Raw genomic sequence first — 18,649 nt, forward strand, 5'->3', positions numbered from 1 at the left:
CACCTTGTTATTGAATTATTTTAGAGCGCTGATACTTCTACGGGGATGCCGTTCAGTACCGCATTGCCCGAGAGCGCGTCTACCATACGGTCGTCGGTCAGATCGTTTGAATTGATCCCCGGATTGGTTTTTGCCACCCGCAGCTCGACGCCTTCCAGGTCGTGCCCCCAGCCGTGGGGCAGGCAGACTACGCCGGGCATCACGGAGTCCGTCACTTCAATCACCACGTTCAGCTGACCGACCCGGGAAGAGATGCTCGCTTTGCCGCCGTCCCGCAGCTTGTATTTTTCCGCATCTAGGGGGTGCATCAACAGTCCGCAGCGGTCCCGGCCTTTGACCAGGCGCTTGCTGTTGTGCATCCAGGAGTTGTTGGTGCGCAGATCCCGGCGGCCGATCAGCTTGAGCGGGTTGTGTTGTTTTAGATCGTGGGCAAACTGCTGCAGGCGCCCCAGGTCGGCAATGAATTCGCCGGGCATGGTGTGGATTTTCTTGTCTGCGGTGAACAGGAAATCCGGCAGACAGGGCTGCAGCGGCCCCAGGTCCAGGCCGTGGATGAACGTTTTCAACTTCTCGAGGCTGAGGCCGTCCTCGTGGCGGATCACTTCGTTGCCACGATACTCGTCAAAGCCTTTACCGTAGGGGCCATGCTGCAGTGCCATGTCCAGTATCTGTACCGGCGTCATGGTCTGCGGCTTGCTGCTGCCCGTCTTGCTTCCCTTCTTAATAGTTTCGAGCCGTTCGATCAGTCCATTCATGATATCCCAGTCGGACTTCGCACCGGCTTCATGGGGGAACAGCGGCTCGGCAAACTTGGCAGTGTTGTGTACCGATAACAGATTGAATACCAGGTCGTACTGCTCGTGTTCCAGCGGGCCGGTGGGCGGCAGGATGATATCCGCGTGGCGGGAGGTTTCGTTGAGGTAGAAATCCAGCGATACCATAAAATCCAACTCGCTCATGCCCTTCTCCAGCAGGCGGCTGTTGGGAGAGGAAAGGCCGGGATTGCCGGCGATACAGATAAAGCCGCGTATCTGCCCTTTGCCGGGGGTGGTCATTTCCTCGGCCATTGCGGAGGCGGGCAGCTCGCGGTTGAACTCGGGCAGGCCGCGCACGCGGCTCTGATAGGTATCAAAGCTGCCGGCCTGATGTGGTTTGACCGCCGCATCCACCGCCGGCCTGGTGAACATCATGCCGCCGCGCCGGTCGAGGTTTCCGGTGAGGATATTCAGCACGTTGATCAGGTAGTGGTTGAGTGCCCCGAAGGCCTGTGCGGATACGCCCATACGGCCGTAACAGATGGCCTTGTCTGCGGATGCATACTCTTCGGCGATGCGCTCGATTTCCGCCTGCTCGATGCCGCACAGCTCGGCAATCTCTGCCATGGAGAACAGGTTGAAGGTGTCGAGTAATTCGTTCCAGTGATCCAGCATGTCCGCCAACCTGCCGGGCCTGTATAGCTCCTTGCGGATAATGTGCTGGATCAGCCCCACCAGGAAAATGGCATCGGTGGCCGGGCGGATAAAGTGATGTTCCTGGGCGTAGCGGGCGGTTTCATTTTTGCGCGGGTCAATCAATACCAGCTTGCCGCCGCGGGCATGGATCCCTTCCAGGCGCTTGAGGATATCCCCCGCGGACATCAGGCTGCCATTGGACGCCGCCGGGTTTGCGCCCAGCATCAACATATAGTCGGTGTGGTCCACATCGGGAATGGTGAACACCTGGCCGTGCCCGAACATCAGGTAGGAACACAGCTGGTGTGGCATCTGGTCCAGAGACGCGGCGGTAAAGATATTGCGGGTGTTGAGGACTTTTTTCAGTTTGTTGGTGGTGAGTAGCAGGCCCAGGTTGTGGGAGGTGGGATTGCCCCAGTAGGCCGCCAGGGCGTCCTCGCCGTACTGCGCCTGCACCCGGGCGAGGCCCCGGGCGGCATAGTCCAGCGCCTCGTCCCATTCCACTTCCAGCCACTGGCCATCCACTTTGCGCAGAGGCTTTTTCAGTCGGTCCGGATCGTTGTGCAAGTCCTGCAGGGAATAACCTTTTGGGCAGATATGTCCCCAGCTGTGCGGGTCCTTCTCATCACCGGAGATGGCGATGATCTCGCGCCCACGGTACTGGATTTCCACACCACACATGGCCTCGCACAGGGTACAGCTGCGGTAGTGGGTTTTGACCGGCAGCCTGGCTTGGGCCTCGGACTCGGCGATGGCCGCGGCGCGGGCCTCCCGGATCACCTGCAGCATGCGCTCGATGGAGGTTTCTTTACAGCGGGGACGCCCCTGCCTGGCACCCTGTGACTGCTCGTGTTGATCCAGCAGTTGCCAGTCTGAATAACGGATGGCTTCCACCTGCTTGCGCGCAAAAAGTTGCTCCACATCGCCATCAATGGACTCCGGGGATGGAGGCAGATCGGCCAGCATCCGGGTAACGGTATCTGCGGCGCACTGCTTGTTGCTGCCGATCACGCCGCTGGCGCCGCGCTTGATCCAGCCCGCTACATAGGCCTGCTTTCCGTCTCCTTCAATGCGGGAACCTTCAATGCAGGCATCCTCAATCCGGGCATCTTTGTTACTGATTACACCGCGTTGCTGGTCAAACGGCAGTCCGTCAATTGGCATCCCCTGATAGCCGGTGGCATTGATCACCAGGCCCACGTCCAGCGCGGATCTATCCGGTGTGGCAGTTGCGCGCACGCGGCCATCGTCACCGCTCTGCAAACAGTTGCGCACAGTGTGGAGTTTCTTGGTACCGCCCTCCTCTTCAATGGATTCCGGGCTGGTCAAAAATAGAAAGCGGATGCGTTTCGTGTCTGCGCTGTTGCTGAGCGGCCGCTCCGCCACCTTGCGCAGCAGTGCCAGGTTCTGACGGGCTTCACTGAATTCCGGCTTCGCCATTTCCGCTTCAGACACAGGATCCAGTTCCAGGTCCTGCGGGTTGATGATCAGGTCCAGGCCTTCGAGGGCGATCAGCTGTTCCAGTTCTTTGGGGGTAAACGCAGCCTGCAACACACCGCGCCGGGCCAGCAGGCAGACCTCCTTGATGTTGCTATCGCGCAGCGCCAACAGTGCGGGATCGGCGATGTCGGTTTGGGCCAGCTCGGTGTGGGGCAATACCAGCATACGGGCGATATCCAGCGCCACATTGCCAATGCCGATCACCGCCGCGCGCTCGGCGGTGAAATCCGGGGAGAGGGATTGATTGTCCGGGTGGCCATTGTACCAACCGACGAATTCCGACGAGCCGAAGATGTTGCCGAGATCTGCACCGGGAATGGACAGCGGGCGGCTTTGCGAACCGCCGGTGGCATACACCACGCCGTGATACAGCGTGCTCAGTTCTGCCACTGAGATATCCCGGCCGATGGCCACATTGCCAAAAAAGCGTACCTGCGGATTTTCCGCGATCCGCTCGAAACTGGCGCTGATGGATTTGATGCGGGGATGATCCGGGGCGACACCGTAGCGCACCAGCCCAAAGGGCGTTGGCAGACGCTCGAAGATATCCACCTGCGCCGCGGGCATGTTTTTCAGAATCGCCTCGGCGGTATAGAAACCGGAGGGGCCGGCACCCACCACGGCAAAGCGGGCACTGAGGGCGGACTGGGCGCTGGTCGCAGCGGCCTGGAACACGCTTTCGCGGATGGGCGGCAGCACCCTGGCCCGCTCCGCATTCAGCGCAATATAGTGCCGCTGATCTTCCGGTACCGACGATTGCGGGTGAATGGCGCGCTCGGGGCATTCGGTCAGGCACGCATTGCAGTCGATGCAGGTGTCCGGGTCGATATACAGCATCGCGTCCCCGGCGCGGAACGCGTCTACCGGGCACACATCCACACAGTTGGTGTGTTTGTGGTTGATACAGGCTTCGGTGACCACATAGGCCATGGGGTTGGCTCCCTCAAACTCATCGAGCTTGTTGTTATTCTGGTGCTGATTCTGGTGCGTCGAATGACGGGAATAGTAGGTAAGCGGCCGGGGAAAGTATTGACGCTTTGGCCTGCATTGACATTTTGTGCCAGATCGCAAACACTCGGTTGCATGTCGGAATCTGCCACCATCCCCGCCACCATACCGGCCAGCTTTATTGCCGTGTTGCAGCGCTACGTAGAACTGCGCGGCATCCGCGCGCCGGCCTATGGGGAAAAGCTCGCGCAGTACCGCGCGCGCAGCAAGATGGAAAACCGGGAGTTCGATGCCCTGCTGCACGACCTGTATGCGCTGGATCCCGAGCCGGCCTTTGGGATAAAAATCGGCAAGCTGGTTGAGCCGAAAGACTTCGGCCTGGTGGGATACCTGTTGACCGCCTGCAGCACCCTGGGCCAGGCACTGACCCGTTACGGGCACTACCAGACACTGATACTGTCCACCCTGAGCACCTGGGTGGAAGTGGGCGACGACGTGATAAGCCACCGCTGGAATCTGCACGATGTGGAAACACCCATCTCCTGCGAATTCGGCGTATCCATTTTTATCACCCTGGTTCAGAGCCTGATCGGAAAACCGGTGCCACCGATTCACGTCGGGCTGCCGTTTGCCACCCCGGAACAGCCGCAGATTTATCGGGACCTACTGCAGTGCCCGGTCACCTTCAATTCTGAGTGCCTGATGGTGGATGTGCCGGCAAAAATTATGTGGATGACCATCACCAGCCGTGATCCGTACATGCGCAAGATTTTCGACCGCCAAGCGCAGGCGATGTTGAAGTCCGAAGGGGAAAATCGATCCGACAGCTTTGAAGAGTTTTTCGAGGCGCTACAGCAGCAGGTTCTGATGGCGATGAAGGATGGCGACACCTCTGCCCGATCGGTGTCCCGGCAGATGGGTATCTCACTACGCAGTTTTTACCGGCTACTGGCCAACGAGGGGTACAGCTATCGTAGTATCGTGGCCGGATTGCGCCAGCGTCTGGCAAAAAAGTATTTACAGGACCCGAGTCTGTCTTATGCGGATGTGGCTATGTTGCTGGGTTATTCCGAACAGAGTGCCTTTACCCGCGCGTTCAGGGACTGGATGGGGATCACACCTGGAGATTACCGTAAGCAGAAAGGGATTGTACTCAGCTGAAAACGTGGACAAATAACGTTCTACCAATTTCCACCCTTAAAAACCAGAAAAAACTTAAACCAATACTCGTATGAACCGAAAATGTTTTCTTCAAGCAGCGGTAGCTATCACAGCTATCATTTCACTTTCTGCCTTCGGTAAGTCACCGTTTATCAAAATCGACGATTTTCAGATCGAGCATAAAATATCTGGTCAAACAACTGAACGATCAGAAAATACCTAGACGGATTAACGATGTATTTTCAGAACAGTACTAATTTCGAAGTACTATCTACCAAACACACCTCTGCACTACTCAAATTTGAAACAGAAAACCGACTGTGGTTTGAAAAGTTTATAGCCGCCAGAAATCCGGACTTCTATACCCACCCTGGGGTCACAGAGCATATAACCGAGTGTTTACAACTCATGCGTCAGAAATCAATGTATCCAGCACTAATGGTTACTAATAATGAGCTACTGGGCAGGTTCAACTTAAGAGAAATTGATCACTCCAGACAGTCTGCGATGCTAGGATATCGGGTAGCAGAAAAGCACAAAGGGAAAGGAGTCGCCACAAAGGGCGTCGGTAAACTATTACAAATTTCCGTTCAGAAACTTGGTCTAAATACTATCAGAGCACTTGTTCTCGATAATAACGCTGCCTCTGCGCGAGTTCTACTAAAGCACGGTTTTGAATGTATAAGATACACTCCGGAATTTCGGGAAGTAAACGGGAAAACTTATGGTTGCCGGGAGTACTGCTGGAACGCAACTTCGCGCAACACAGTCTCGCTTGAGCACCATCTTCATAGCCATTTAACCTGAGGCGCCAGAATTCTACCGCGTGCGTGACCCAATGTAAGGAGAATAAGTCGAAGCTAGTAATAACTGTGCTGGATATTCTTTTTTGCAGTCCAGTTACAGATTTACTGTAGTTCGCCGAAGAGAGCTGCCTGCCCGATAAAGACACTTTAATTGAGCTCGAAGACCCCGGTGCATTTGTCAGGACACTGGAAGTAAAAAGGAGGAGCCAGGGAACCCCCGATTCCTCACTTTAAATGCTTCGCTAAATTCCTGAACCGTTATCGGTCCGATAGCGCTCAGTGCAACACAATCACTTCATTAGCATCCAGATTCAGCACCGCAGAGCCGCCACTCACGCTTACCGAATCGCTGCCAACCAGACTGCTGTACTGTCCATCGGCAAGCGCCAGATTACTCACATTGATTGAGGTGCTGCCGCCGCGGTTTACCGCCACCATCACCACATCACTACCCTCGATCCGCTCGTAAACCAGAATATCCTGATTCACCCAGCGTTCGCTGTAGCTGCCGGATGCGAGCGCGGGGCTGTTCTCGCGTAGGTTAGCGAGTGCGCTGATCAGCTGGAAAGCATCGCTGGTTTCACTGAAAGACGGCATGCCTTCGCGGTTGTACGGGTCGTGTCCTATCTGACCATCACCGTTGGCATCGAACCAGGTGCTGTTCTGCTCGCTGCCGTAGTAAATCGTCGGGATGCCCGGCAGGGTCATGACCAGCGCCATACCCAGATTCTGGCGCGCGTCCGCGAGGGGCTTGGAGAAACCTTTGCCGGTGCGTCCGTTATCCACAGGGCCGGTGGTTTGCAGGAACACGCTGGTGCGGGTGGCATCGTGGTTATCGAGGAAGATGGGCTGCCAGCTGTCGCGGCCGTTCATCGCACCCGGGCGCGATGTGATATGCGTGTTCAGCTGGGTCATGGTGATATCACCGGCGATCGCCTCCTCGATATGATTGCGCAATTGGAAGTCCAGCAGCTCAGAGCCGCGGTCTTCGCTCAGGAATTGCATCGACAGGCTCTCTCCGGCACCGGCGCCATACCATTCGCCGAAGATATACACTTCCGGATCCTGCGCGCGTACCGCATTACTGAAGCGATTGATAAAGCTCGGCTCGATATGTTTGATGGCGTCGATACGGAAGGCATCCACACCGTGTTCCATCCACTTCAGCGCGGCGTCGATCAGGTACTGGTCCGCGGCGCTGTTGCTGCTGATACCGTGATTGAAGTCGGTGAGGTTGAACAGGGTTTTGTTGCGGAAGGCCCAGGGATCGTCCCACTCGCCACCGCAACTGGTAGACGGATCGCTGTCACCGCAGTCGGCGATGGCGCCGTTGTGGTGATACCAGGTACCGTTGTCCAGGTTTACATCGGTGATGAAGGTGCCCTCTTTGTAGAGCGCGCCGAACTCGTACTGGTCGTCCTGATTGGAGTGGTTGAGGGCAATATCCAGCACCAGCTTCATGCCGCGGGCTTCCATCTCCGCATCCAGCTGGTCGACGAGCGCCCAGTCGCCCATGTGTTCGTCCACTGCGTAAAAGTCGCGGCCCCAGTAGCCGTGGTAGGCGCCTTCGCTGCCGGATGCATCAATATTGTCGTTCAGTGGGGTCACCCAGATGGCGGTGATGCCGAGGGCTTCCAGATAGTCGAGCTTGTCGATCAGGCCCTGGATATCGCCGCCCCAGTATTTCTTCCATTCCGACAGGCCGCCGGCGGATTTGCTGGTGGAGGTGGCGGCGGCGTTGTTGCCGTTGTCGTTACTGGTGTCGCCGTTGTAGAAGCGGTCCACAAATACGAAATACATGCTGCGGTTGCGGAAGTCGGACTGCACGGGCTGCACCACTTCACATCCGTTGGCATCCACCGTGGCTCCGGCAGGGGTGTCGGGGCAGTTGTCCTGGCTGTCGGGCACGCCGTCGTTATCACTGTCCGCCTCGACCGCGCCGCAGTTTGCGCCCAGGTCGGTGGTTACGCTGACCAGTGAACTGGTTTCGGCATTGGCGACAATATAGGTCCAGCCGCTAGCCGCCGCGTCCTGGGCCGGGAACTCACCACCGCTCCAGCTGCCGCTGGGATCGATCTTGAAGCGCGGGCCGCCGTTGCCGTCGCCGCTGTCGAAGTTGCGGCAGGCATCGTACTCGTCGGTCTCGCCGATGCGGGCCATCAGGTCACCGGCGACCCAGCTGTTGTGGGTACCGCGCAGGTGCAGGGTGGCATCCGGGGTTTCGGGGTCTTCGGCGGGAAGGATGTCGTAGTCTTTGCTGTCGGTATAGAACCTGATGTCCCAGGTGCCGGCGGGAACCGCGATATTGTTCCCGTTCTGCTGGCCATTTGCCCCGTAGTTTTCGCTCCAGTCTCCCCAGCGGTCGAACTTGATCTCGCCGGCAGCGGAGAACACCACATCGTCCGCCAGCATGGTGTTGCTGCCGACATCCTGCATCTGATCGGCCTGCCAGTTGTTGTGGGTGCCGCGCAGGAACCATTCCGCCTGCGCCATGGAACTCGCCCCCAGCAGCAGTGCTGCCAGGGCCAGATAGCTCTTGGTCATTTTCATCATCTCGGTTGGTTATTTTTATCGATCGTGCGCCCGGGGCGTGCTTCCACCGCAAGAGCACCGCCTTACCGGGGCAAGTCACATACTGGCGAACTGGCTGGTCAATGCCTCCTCCCTGCCTGGGGCGTGGAGGAAGTACGCGCCAGGCCAGATGGATACAACCGGAGAGCGACTCCCCCCGACGGGAGGGGGATAACAGGGCGCACAAGTACGGGCACAATGTTGAAAAAAAGTGCGAATAATCCACCCGGGTAAAGCGCCCAGGTCCAATAACAGGTGACCGCGACGATGATGGATACACCCTACCCCCGAGTTCTGCTGTTTTCCCTGCTGATACTGCTGTCTGTGGGCTGCAGCGCATCGGTCAGCCCCCTCGTTGAACGGGTGGAGCCGCCCTTCTGGTGGACACAGATGGCGGAACCCGACCTGCAGCTGATGCTCCACGGGGACAATATTGCCGACGCAGTGGTCAGCCTGGACTATCCCGGCGTGACACTCGCCGGTACCGAGCGGGAACAGAGCCCCAACTACCTGTTTATCAACCTCGCCATCACCGACAGCGCCAAGCCGGGCACCCTGCCCATCAAGCTGCGCACCGGCGACACCCAGCTCACGGTGGATTACACACTGAAACAGCGCCGCGCCGGTTCCGCCGAGCGCCAGGGCTTCGATAGCACCGACAGTATTTACCTGATCACGCCAGACCGCTTTGCCAATGGTGACCCGGGCAACGACGAGACGGCGGATACGCTGGAAGGGCTGGACCGCAAGGATCCCAATGGACGCCACGGCGGTGATATCGCCGGTATGCAGCAGCATCTGGATTACATCGCGGATATGGGTTTTACCCAGATCTGGCCTAACCCTCTGCTGGAGAACGACCAGCCGAAGTATTCCTACCACGGCTATTCCACCACCGATTACTATCGTATCGATCCCCGCTTCGGCAGCAACGAAAGCTTCCGCGCGTTTGTCGCGGCGGCGAAGGCCAGGGGGCTCGGCGTTATCCAGGACATGGTGCCCAACCACATCGGCGACGGGCACTGGTGGATGCAGGATCTCCCCGGTGACGACTGGCTGAACGGCGACGGTATCGAAAAGGGCGAGTACGAATACACCAATCACGCCCGCACCGTGCATATGGACCCCTACGCCAGCCACAAAGATCACCGGCTGTTTACCGACGGCTGGTTTGTGGATTCCATGCCGGACCCGAACCAGCGCAACCCGCGCATGGCCAACTACCTGATTCAGAACGCCATCTGGTGGGTGGAGTACGCCGACCTATCCGGCATTCGCGTGGACACCTATGCCTATTCCGATGCGGATTTTCTCACCCGCTGGTCCGCACGCCTGATGCGCGAATATCCCGACTTCAATATCGTCGGCGAAGAGTGGACCCGGCAGCCCGCGCTCGTTGCCTACTGGCAGGCGGGCAATAAAAACCGCAACGGCTACGTCTCTCATGTGCCCAGCATGATGGACTTCCCGCTCCTCTACGGCCTGCGTGACGGCCTGGAGAAACCGGAGACCTGGAGCACCGGCCTGGTAACCCTGTACGAAACTCTCGCCAACGATGTGCTCTACCCGGACCCCAACAATCTGGTGATTCTCGGCGGCAATCACGATATGAGTCGGCTGTTCAGCCAGCTTGACGAGGATATGGGCAAGTTCCGCATGGCGGTGGCCTACCTCGCCACCATGCGCGGTATCCCGCAGTTTTACTACGGCGATGAAATTCTGGCGAAAAGCCCCAAACGCCGTGACGACGGTGTGGTGCGCAGCGATTTCCCCGGCGGCTGGCAAGGCGACCGGATAAACGCTTTTACCGGCAAAAACCTGAGCCAGCAGCAGAAAGAAGCGCAGCAAACTGTGCGCACCCTGTTCAACTGGCGCAAAGACAAAGACGTTATCCATCATGGAAAACTCAAGCATTTTGCGCCTATTGACGGTCTCTATGTGTATTTTCGCTACGACGACAAAGACACCGTGATGGTGGCCATCAACAAAAGCGAGCGGCCGCGTGAATTGCCGCTGGCACATCTGGCGGAGATGCTCGGAAGAAAATCCAAAGCGACCGATATCACCAATGGAAAAACCTACTCACTGAACGGACTGCTGATTCCTGCCAGAGATGTACTGGTTGCCGAAATTCGCTAGTGAAAAACACGCCACTACGTCATTCCCGCGCATGCTGGAATCCAGCCCCAGCGCAGCTGGATACCGGATCAAGTCCGGTATGACGGGTGTTGAAGAGTGCGGCAACCGCAAAAAATACAACTAACTAAACAAGAAACTCAAAGACGATGAAAGAAGTAAGTACCGCAAAGCCCAAAAGGCTACTGAAGAAATTCGGACTGGCTACCCTGCTGCCCACCCTGTTGCCGACCTTCCTGGCTGCGGCCATGCAACCGGCATTTGCCGAATCAAGCCAGGGGACGAATCCGGAAACAGGTCGAAGCTACCAGAGCCATCAACTGCGCGACGACAAACTGGTGATCGAAACCAGCGACAGCCAGGTCACCCTGACACCGCTGAACAGCGGCGCGCTGGAAGTGCACTACCAGCGCGAGGGCATGAAACAGTTACCCTCCTTTGCGCGCGCACAGCTCGAAGCCGACGTACAGGCGCAGTTGCGTGTTTCACAAGATACCCTGCGCTATGCACTCGGTGACCTTACTGCTGTTATCCACAAGTCGCCTTTTGCCATTGAATACCTGCGCAATGGAAAAAACCTGCTGGCGGAAGAACACGGTTTTTTTGCCAACGAAACCATGCGTGGCTTCCGCTTTGCCCTGCAGGAGCAGGAAAAACTGATCGGCGGCGGACAGCGCGTGCTGGGGATGGACCGCCGCGGTCATCGCCTGCCGCTGTACAACAAAGCCCACTATGGCTACAGCACCGAGTCCAATCAAATGTACTTTGGTCTGCCGGCAGTGATGAGCAGCAACAAATACATTCTGCTGTTCGACAACAGCGCCACCGGCACCATGGATCTCGGCGCCAGCGAACAGGACGTGATGCAGTTTGAGGCCGTTGCCGGCCGCAGTGCTTACATCGTGGTAGCAGGCAATACCTATCCCAAGCTGATCGAAAACTATGTGGACGTCACTGGCCGCCAGCCAATGCCGCCGCGCTGGGCGCTGGGCAACTTTGCCTCGCGCTTTGGTTACCGCACCGAGGATCAGGTGCGCGAAACCGTCAAAGCGTTCCGCGAAGAAGACTTTCCGCTGGACGCACTGGTACTGGACCTGTACTGGTTTGGCCCGGACATCAAAGGTCATATGGGTAACCTGGCGTGGGATACCAACGCCTTCCCGAAACCGGTAGAAATGATGGCGGAACTGAAGGAACAGGGGATCAACACCATTCTGGTCACCGAGCCTTTTGTGCTTTCCACTGCCGAGCGCTGGGACAATGCCGTAGCCAGCAATGCCCTGGCGAAAAATCTCGCCGGCAAACCCAAGCAGTTTGACTTCTATTTCGGCAACACCGGTCTTATCGATGTTTTCTCCGAAGACGGTCGCGACTGGTTCTGGAATATTTACAAAGACCTGAAAGATCAGGGCGTCGCCGGCTGGTGGGGGGACCTGGGTGAGCCGGAAGTGCATCCCTCGGATACCGTGCACGCCATCGGTATGGCAGACGAGATTCACAACGCCTACGGCCACCGCTGGGCGCAGATGCTGTACGACAACGAGAAAGCAGACAGCCCCGAGGCACGCCCGTTTATCATGATGCGCGCCGGCTTCCCGGGTTCCCAACGATTTGGCATGATTCCCTGGACCGGCGACGTGGCGCGCGGCTGGGGAGGCCTGCAACCGCAAGTGGAGCTATCACTGCAAATGGGCCTGCTGGGCTTTGGTTACACCCACTCCGACCTCGGCGGCTTCGCCGATGGCGAAAGCTTCGATCGCGAGCCCTACATCCGCTGGCTGCAGTACGGCGCCTTCCAGCCGGTGTATCGCCCCCACGCCCAGGGCCATATCGCGCCGGAACCGGTATTCCACGATCGCGAGACTCGCGATATCACCCGCGACTTCATCAAACTCCGCTACCGCCTGCTGCCCTACAACTACACACTGGCATTTGAAAACAGCCAGACCGGTATGCCGCTGATGCGTCCGCTGTTTTTCGAAGATGAAAGCAACCTGGCATTAATGGACTACAAGGAAGCCTATCTGTGGGGCAATGATTTCCTGGTGGCACCGGTAATGGATGAGTCGGACCAGGTCACTGTGGAGCTTCCCGGAGGCACCTGGTTCGACTACTGGAACGACAACCAATACGCCGGCGATATCGCCAGGGTGGATGTCTCCCTGAAAACTATTCCGGTACTGGTGCGCGCCGGTGCATTTATTCCCACCGTTGGCGACATGAAAAACACTCGCGAGTACTCCAGCAAAGAACTGCGACTGGATTACTATGCCCACGATTCCGTCGATCGGTCCGCCGGATACGTCTACGAAGATGACGGCGTTACCGCGAATGCCTTTGGCAAAGGACTGTACGAAAAACTGATGTTTGCCGGGGAACGTACCGAATCCGGTATCGAGTTCCGCTTTGATCGCGAAGGGAAGGGTTACTCCGGTGCGCCGCAAAAACGAAGCATTGAGCTGGTGCTACACAACTGGCGTCAGGAGCCTTCATCCATCAGCGCAGGTGGGGACATCTTCAAACTGGTCTCCGCTGAGAAGTCACTCTCGAATAACACCGCCTGGTTCAACAAACGCAGCAAGACCCTGCATGTGAAATTCAACTGGACCGAAAAGCACCAGGCCCTGACCGTAACCCTGTAAACGAACTTTGAATAGAAAAACTATGAACAAATTTATCCAGCTTCTTCTGGCGTCCGCCATCGCCACCAGTACGCTTACTGCCTGCAATTCAGAAACCGGAACGCCGGCTCCCGAGGAGTCATCGACGATTGTCGCCACCAATGGCAAACCGGTTATCTACCAGGTACTCCCCCGCCTGTTCGGCAACACCAACGCCACCAACAAGCCCTGGGGCACCATCGAAGAAAACGGTGTGGGTAAATTCAGTGATTTTACCCCGAAGGCACTGGAAGAGATCCGAGCACTGGGCGCCGACTACATCTGGTACACCGGTTCCCTTCACCACGCACTGGTACGCGACTACACCGCCTTCGGTATCAGCAATGACGATCCGGATGTCATCAAGGGGCGCGCCGGCTCCCCTTATGCGATCAAGGACTACTACAGCGTGAACCCGGATCTCGCCAATGATCCGGCGAAGCGCCTGGAGGAGTTCAAAGCGCTGATCGAACGTTCGCACGACGCCGGCCTCAAGGTCATCATCGATATCGTGCCCAACCATGTTGCACGCAACTACCAGTCCCTCGCCAAGCCCGAGGGCGTACGTGATTTCGGTGCGGACGACGACACCAGTGTGGCCTACGCCCGCGACAACAATTTCTACTATGTACCGGGCGAACCCTTCCAGGTACCGGAGGCGGAAGATGGCTACCAGCCCCTGAACGGCGAAAGCCACCCACTGGCCGATGGCAAGTTTGAAGAAACACCGGCCAAGTGGACCGGCAACGGCAGCCGCGCGCCACAACCCGCCCAGAATGACTGGTATGAGACCGTCAAGATCAACTTTGGCGTGCGCCCGGACGGCAGTTACGACTTCCCCCAACTCCCCGAGGAATACGCACAGAAGGACTTCCGCGCACACGCGGCGTTCTGGGCAGATAAAGAGGTACCGGATAGCTGGAAGAAGTTTCGTCAGATCACCGATTACTGGCTCGAATTTGGTGTGGACGGATTCCGCTACGATATGTCCGGCATGGTGCCGGTAGCGTTCTGGAGCTATCTCAACTCCAGCATCAAAATGCAGAAACCGGATGCGCTGTTGCTGGCAGAGATCTACCAGCCCGACCTGTACCGGGATTACATTCACCTGGGCAAGATGGATTACCTGTATGACAAGGTCGGCAGCTACGATGCCATTCGAGCGGTGATGGAAGGTAAGGCCGGCACCGATCCACTGGTGGATATCCAGAAAAGCCTGGAGGGCATCGAAGACAATATGCTGCGTTTTATGGAAAACCACGACGAGCAGCGTATTGCCAGCCCGGAATTTGCCGGCAACCCTCGGGCGGGTATCCCGGCCATGGTCGTCTCCACCACCATCAGCGGTGCGCCCACCCTGCTCTACTTCGGTCAGGAGCTGGGTGAACCGGGCGCGGGTGACGCCGGTTTTGGCAAGTCGAGCCGCACCACCATTTTCGATTACTGGTCAGTCCCCACTATCCGCCGCTGGAACAACGAAGGAGCGTTCAACAGCGAGAAGTTAAGCGAAAGCGAACAGCAGCTGCGCAGTTTCTATCAGCGGCTGATGAATTTCTCCACGGAAAGTGAAGCACTGCGCGGTGAATATCAGGATCTACACGAATACAACCGGAAGCACTCAGCCGGTTATGACGATTCCGTTTACACATTCGCCCGCTGGTCAGGAGACGACCGACTGTTGATTGTGGCCAATTTTGACAAAGCGCCCAAAAACTTTGAGCTGGAAATTCCCGATGACCTGAAGAAGGCATGGAACCCCACAGATAAGGAAACAAAACTGCACGATCAGCTGGGAAGCTATCAGACAAAGCTGCAATGGAAAGACGCCAGCGGGAGTGCATCGATCGAAATCCCACCGATGTCCGGGTATGTGCTGAAACTTCAATAGATCAGCGCTTGAGGAACCTCTGGTTAATTTTGAGCCAGATCATCGGGTAGCGCGTTGCGCGCCTGAAAGGCGTAGCGGTCAGCCGGGTCTATATTGTTCAGCAGCCCTGAATAGGCCCGGTTGGCGAGCTCGCGGGATTCAATATCCCCTCTGCCATACTCCAGCGAAAGCACAAACTTCAGATGGTGGAACAGGTAGCCTTTCCAGTAACCGTCTACCTCTTCCATTACCCCTTGTGCTGCATCAAGAGTATTCTCCAGCGCAGTCCAATCCTGGGTTTTCCACTGGTTCAATGCGATCACTTCCAACCAGCGTAACTTTTCTACGGGATATTCTTGCCATGGGCCAGTACTGGTCTCAGTAACCAGATCTGAACCTTCTGAAGCCACACTTTCTGTGTCTTCACTCAATTTCCACCCCAGCTCAAGTGCGGCAGTTTTGGCCCTCAAGTGAAAATTTTGGGGCACCTGAGTAGACAAGGTGGTTTCAATATCGCGATAGATATCGTGCGCCGCCGACACGTTTTCTTTATCCATTGCCAGGCGGAATCGGAGCAGCTTCTCCGATACCCACTGATCCGGGCTTCCGTGTTCCCGCAGTAGGTTTTCCAGTTCCGCCAACTGATTGGCCGCTCTCTCCTGCTTGCCCAACACCAGCGCCAGTTCGGCACGCCACAGACCAAACTCGATCGCCCCCCGGTAATCTCCCCGGTTACTGACGTAATCGCTGGCAAGGGACCAATATTTATCCGCGGACTGAAAACTTCCTTGCAGGAATGCCAGTCGGCCCTGATACGCCTGGGCGATTATGACCTCTTCCTTCAGGCCGGCCTGCTTCGCCATCTGTTCCGCCATCTGGAGCGCCTGCAGCGCTTCCGACCAACTGCCCCGCTGCAAATATAATTGCGCAACATTCAGCTTTACCTGTACCTCTCCAAGGGTGTCACTGGTCAAGGCAAAGTTTTCCGCAGCCTGACGCCAGTAAATCATCGCGTGATCAAAATCTGCCAACAGGTAATAAATAAAGCCGACATTATTCTGGCTTTCCGCTTGTAGCCAACGATCCTCCATACGCATGCGAATCGCAAGCGCTTTGCGGTAATTGACCAACGCCTCTTCGTAACGTCCCTGCTCTTCCCACATCAACCCTACCTGATTGAAAATTTCACTGTAGGCAGCGGGGTCCTCCATAGTTTTCGCTAGTATCTTGGCTTTTTCCAGCGTATCCAGCCCGGCATCCAGGTTCCCGCGAATACCCTGTATGGTCGCCAGGTTGCTCAAGCTGACCACCTGGCCTCGGATATCTCCTTCCGCATATCGCAATTGATAACCGCGCAGGTAATACTTTTCCGCTTCTTGCCACTGCCCCAGCCTTTGATAGGCAACGCCCATCGCATTGAGCGTGTCACCTTCGCCGCTACGGTTATTAAGACGTTGGAACAGGCCCAGTGCTTTCACCAGATATTCATCTACTGCACGCTGTATGTTTCCAGCAACAATGGTTGACTTGGCAAGCTCCAGCCACGCGGTGGGACTTTGGGGATGTGACGCCACCAGCCTTTCCAGCTCGGCTCCAGAGGACTGAAAATCTCCCCGCTCCATCAACAGAGCAGCGAGATCCAATCGCGGGGCGGCAAGGTGGGGAAAGGCGGCAATCAACCGCCGCAAATACGCTTCCGCCGCCTGGCTCTCTCCCCGCCACAACGCGTCCAGTGCGCGCGCCTGCAGCGATGTCACTGTATTGTCTGCGCTGTGCTGAATGGCCGACTTCAGGCAGTGAAGCGCGGCCTCTATATTACCGGTGAGGTACGCCACCCTCGCCTTCATCAACCAGCCAGGGGCATATTCGGGCTCCGACTCAAGCAGTGCATTTAGATGGTCTCTTGCCGACTCCAATTCCCCAAGGTTCAGCGCGTGCTGGGCTTTTGTATACAGCTCTGCATCGATACTCCACAAAGGTGTCGGCGTGGTATGAGTATCATCAATCCGCAGAACATCTCGGATCAGATGCGGTACTCCCTGAAAAGTACGAGACAACTCAGACCTTGCCACCAGAGCATCTTCCAACACAGTGCGCTGCAACCCATCGTATGCATTGATCAAGATCACCTTCAGCTGAAACTGATCCCGCTGCGCATGTTCTGTCACTTCGGAGTGAAGCAGGTAATCCGCGCCCAAAAGTCGACCGACCTCGGCGTAGCGGGCGTTTTCACCCCCAATCTGGAAAAGGTCCAGCGCACCGTTAACATTTTCCTGCGCTACCAGCTTGACCGAGTTTTCAGCTTCCAGCGCCTGTTGCATCAGCAGTTGCCCACCACTGCGGATCCAACGCCATTGCGTGTCCAGATGTTCAGACTGCACAGGCAGTATCGCAAGGGTATAAACCGCTCTGTCCGGATGGAGAGTCGGGGCGGGGATGAAAAAGCGATAGATCTCTCGCGCATTGATCGCGAGGAATAATAGAAGCAGTATGGCGATAAATGAAATCGCCCGATAGAGTGGCAGGCTACGGCGCACCCTGTCAGGTGCGCCCTGTTTTGCTGTTCCCCCCATGGCGGTGGGTCCCGGCATCAATCAGGCAGATCCAGACTGAATATCAGCGTTTGCGCCGCCGCAGTAAATTCCCCGGCAACGTTTTTCATATCAAGGTTGGGGTGCCACACATTGGGAATAAGACCACGGTTTCGATTCACGGTCTCTATCGCCGAATCTAGCAGATCTGTCGCTCTGTCATCATCATCAAAATTCCAGGCGTTCTTTGCCGAGTTAATCTCGGTCCGTAGTACCCAATAGATGTAGGGCGGGATATCCCCCCGGTAGCCTTCCAACAGATCCCTCAGGTAATCAAACTTAGTGGCGATTACGGTATCTGTATCCCTATTATCTTCCACCACCAGAAACTCGGAGAATTTGCCACGGCGTCCACGGCTGCGATAGCTGCCCGGCCCCACATAAGTCGTAATATCCCGGAATGCTTCTCCGTGGGCGGCGGCGAATAATCGCAATCGCGTACCGGGGGTAAACTCGAGGTTGTGGGTATGAATCTCCAGCTCGACGTCGTTTGCAAACGCAAAGTTATCCACAGGCTCGATTTCGATCAGCATGGGGAAGTCGGCTTGAGGGATAACCATGGCGCCGGCAGGAAGCCGCTGGAGCAGCGCGGGGTCTTCCGGATCCAGTTCACTGGCAGACAGGCCCAGACTGTCTTCATTCAGACCGATCACGCGGTCAAAGTTAATGATCAGATCCGTTTCAATTCCGCCAGGCAGGGTAAGGACAGCGATCACCTGGTTGACATCAATTTCCAGCTCTATCAGACCGAGTATGCTGGTATTCAAGATCAGCTCTTCGAGACTGAGATCGAGCAAGCCGGTCTTTAGTTCGATAGAGGGCTTTCTGAGTAAATCCAGTAGCCCCGCGCTTGCTCCGGTGGCGGCCAACACCAGAACCAGCCCCCCGAGGAATCTGCCCATCACTGATATAGACGACCGACTGCGACGCTTACTGCTGGCCTCTGGTCGTTTTCCAC

At 56.8% G+C, this 18,649-nt stretch carries 9 protein-coding genes; 5 read left to right on the forward strand and 4 right to left on the reverse strand.

The window, feature by feature from the left end; translation table 11 throughout:
* Positions 1-20: 20 nt before the first annotated feature.
* Positions 21-3,881, reverse strand: a complete 3,861-nt coding sequence (locus LPW13_RS12950; RefSeq protein WP_230435977.1) for a molybdopterin-dependent oxidoreductase — start codon at positions 3,879-3,881, stop codon at positions 21-23.
* 153 nt (positions 3,882-4,034) lie between these two features.
* Between LPW13_RS12950 and LPW13_RS12955 the strand changes: the two genes are divergently transcribed.
* Both LPW13_RS12955 and LPW13_RS18280 read left to right on the forward strand, forming a co-directional pair.
* On the forward strand, positions 4,035-5,060 hold the full coding sequence (locus LPW13_RS12955; RefSeq protein WP_230435978.1) for an AraC family transcriptional regulator: 1,026 nt from the start codon (positions 4,035-4,037) through the stop codon (positions 5,058-5,060).
* A 234-nt stretch (positions 5,061-5,294) separates the two neighbouring features.
* A complete protein-coding gene (locus tag LPW13_RS18280; RefSeq protein ID WP_377564146.1) occupies positions 5,295-5,867 on the forward strand; it encodes a GNAT family N-acetyltransferase in 573 nt (190 codons plus the stop codon).
* 275 nt (positions 5,868-6,142) lie between these two features.
* On the opposite strand, the gene LPW13_RS12960 is transcribed toward LPW13_RS18280, so the two are convergent.
* Positions 6,143-8,410, reverse strand: coding sequence for an alpha-amylase family glycosyl hydrolase (locus tag LPW13_RS12960; RefSeq protein ID WP_277611262.1), 2,268 nt, complete (start codon positions 8,408-8,410; stop codon positions 6,143-6,145).
* 294 nt (positions 8,411-8,704) lie between these two features.
* On the opposite strand from LPW13_RS12960, the gene LPW13_RS12970 reads away from it, so the two are divergent.
* The 3 genes from LPW13_RS12970 (at position 8,705) to LPW13_RS12980 (ending at position 15,121) form a co-directional block, all read left to right on the forward strand.
* Positions 8,705-10,576: a glycoside hydrolase family 13 protein gene (locus LPW13_RS12970; RefSeq protein WP_230435979.1), complete on the forward strand. Its 1,872-nt coding sequence runs from the start codon at positions 8,705-8,707 to the stop codon at positions 10,574-10,576.
* 146 nt (positions 10,577-10,722) lie between these two features.
* Positions 10,723-13,215, forward strand: a complete 2,493-nt coding sequence (locus LPW13_RS12975) for a glycoside hydrolase family 31 protein (RefSeq protein WP_230435980.1) — start codon at positions 10,723-10,725, stop codon at positions 13,213-13,215.
* Between the two features lie 22 nt (positions 13,216-13,237).
* Positions 13,238-15,121, forward strand: a complete 1,884-nt coding sequence (locus tag LPW13_RS12980; RefSeq protein WP_230435981.1) for an alpha-amylase family glycosyl hydrolase — start codon at positions 13,238-13,240, stop codon at positions 15,119-15,121.
* 23 nt (positions 15,122-15,144) lie between these two features.
* Here LPW13_RS12980 and LPW13_RS12985 read toward each other — a convergent pair whose 3' ends face one another.
* Both LPW13_RS12985 and LPW13_RS12990 read right to left on the reverse strand, forming a co-directional pair.
* Positions 15,145-17,691 (reverse strand): tetratricopeptide repeat protein, encoded by a 2,547-nt coding sequence (locus LPW13_RS12985; protein ID WP_230435983.1) that lies wholly within the window; start codon positions 17,689-17,691, stop codon positions 15,145-15,147.
* Positions 17,691-18,563, reverse strand: coding sequence for a DUF6689 family protein (locus tag LPW13_RS12990; RefSeq protein WP_230435985.1), 873 nt, complete (start codon positions 18,561-18,563; stop codon positions 17,691-17,693). The genes LPW13_RS12985 and LPW13_RS12990 overlap by 1 nt, the downstream gene beginning before the upstream one ends.
* Positions 18,564-18,649 lie beyond the last annotated feature (86 nt).

Source organism: Microbulbifer celer (assembly GCF_020991125.1).
Classification (GTDB): Bacteria; Pseudomonadota; Gammaproteobacteria; order Pseudomonadales; family Cellvibrionaceae; genus Microbulbifer; species Microbulbifer celer.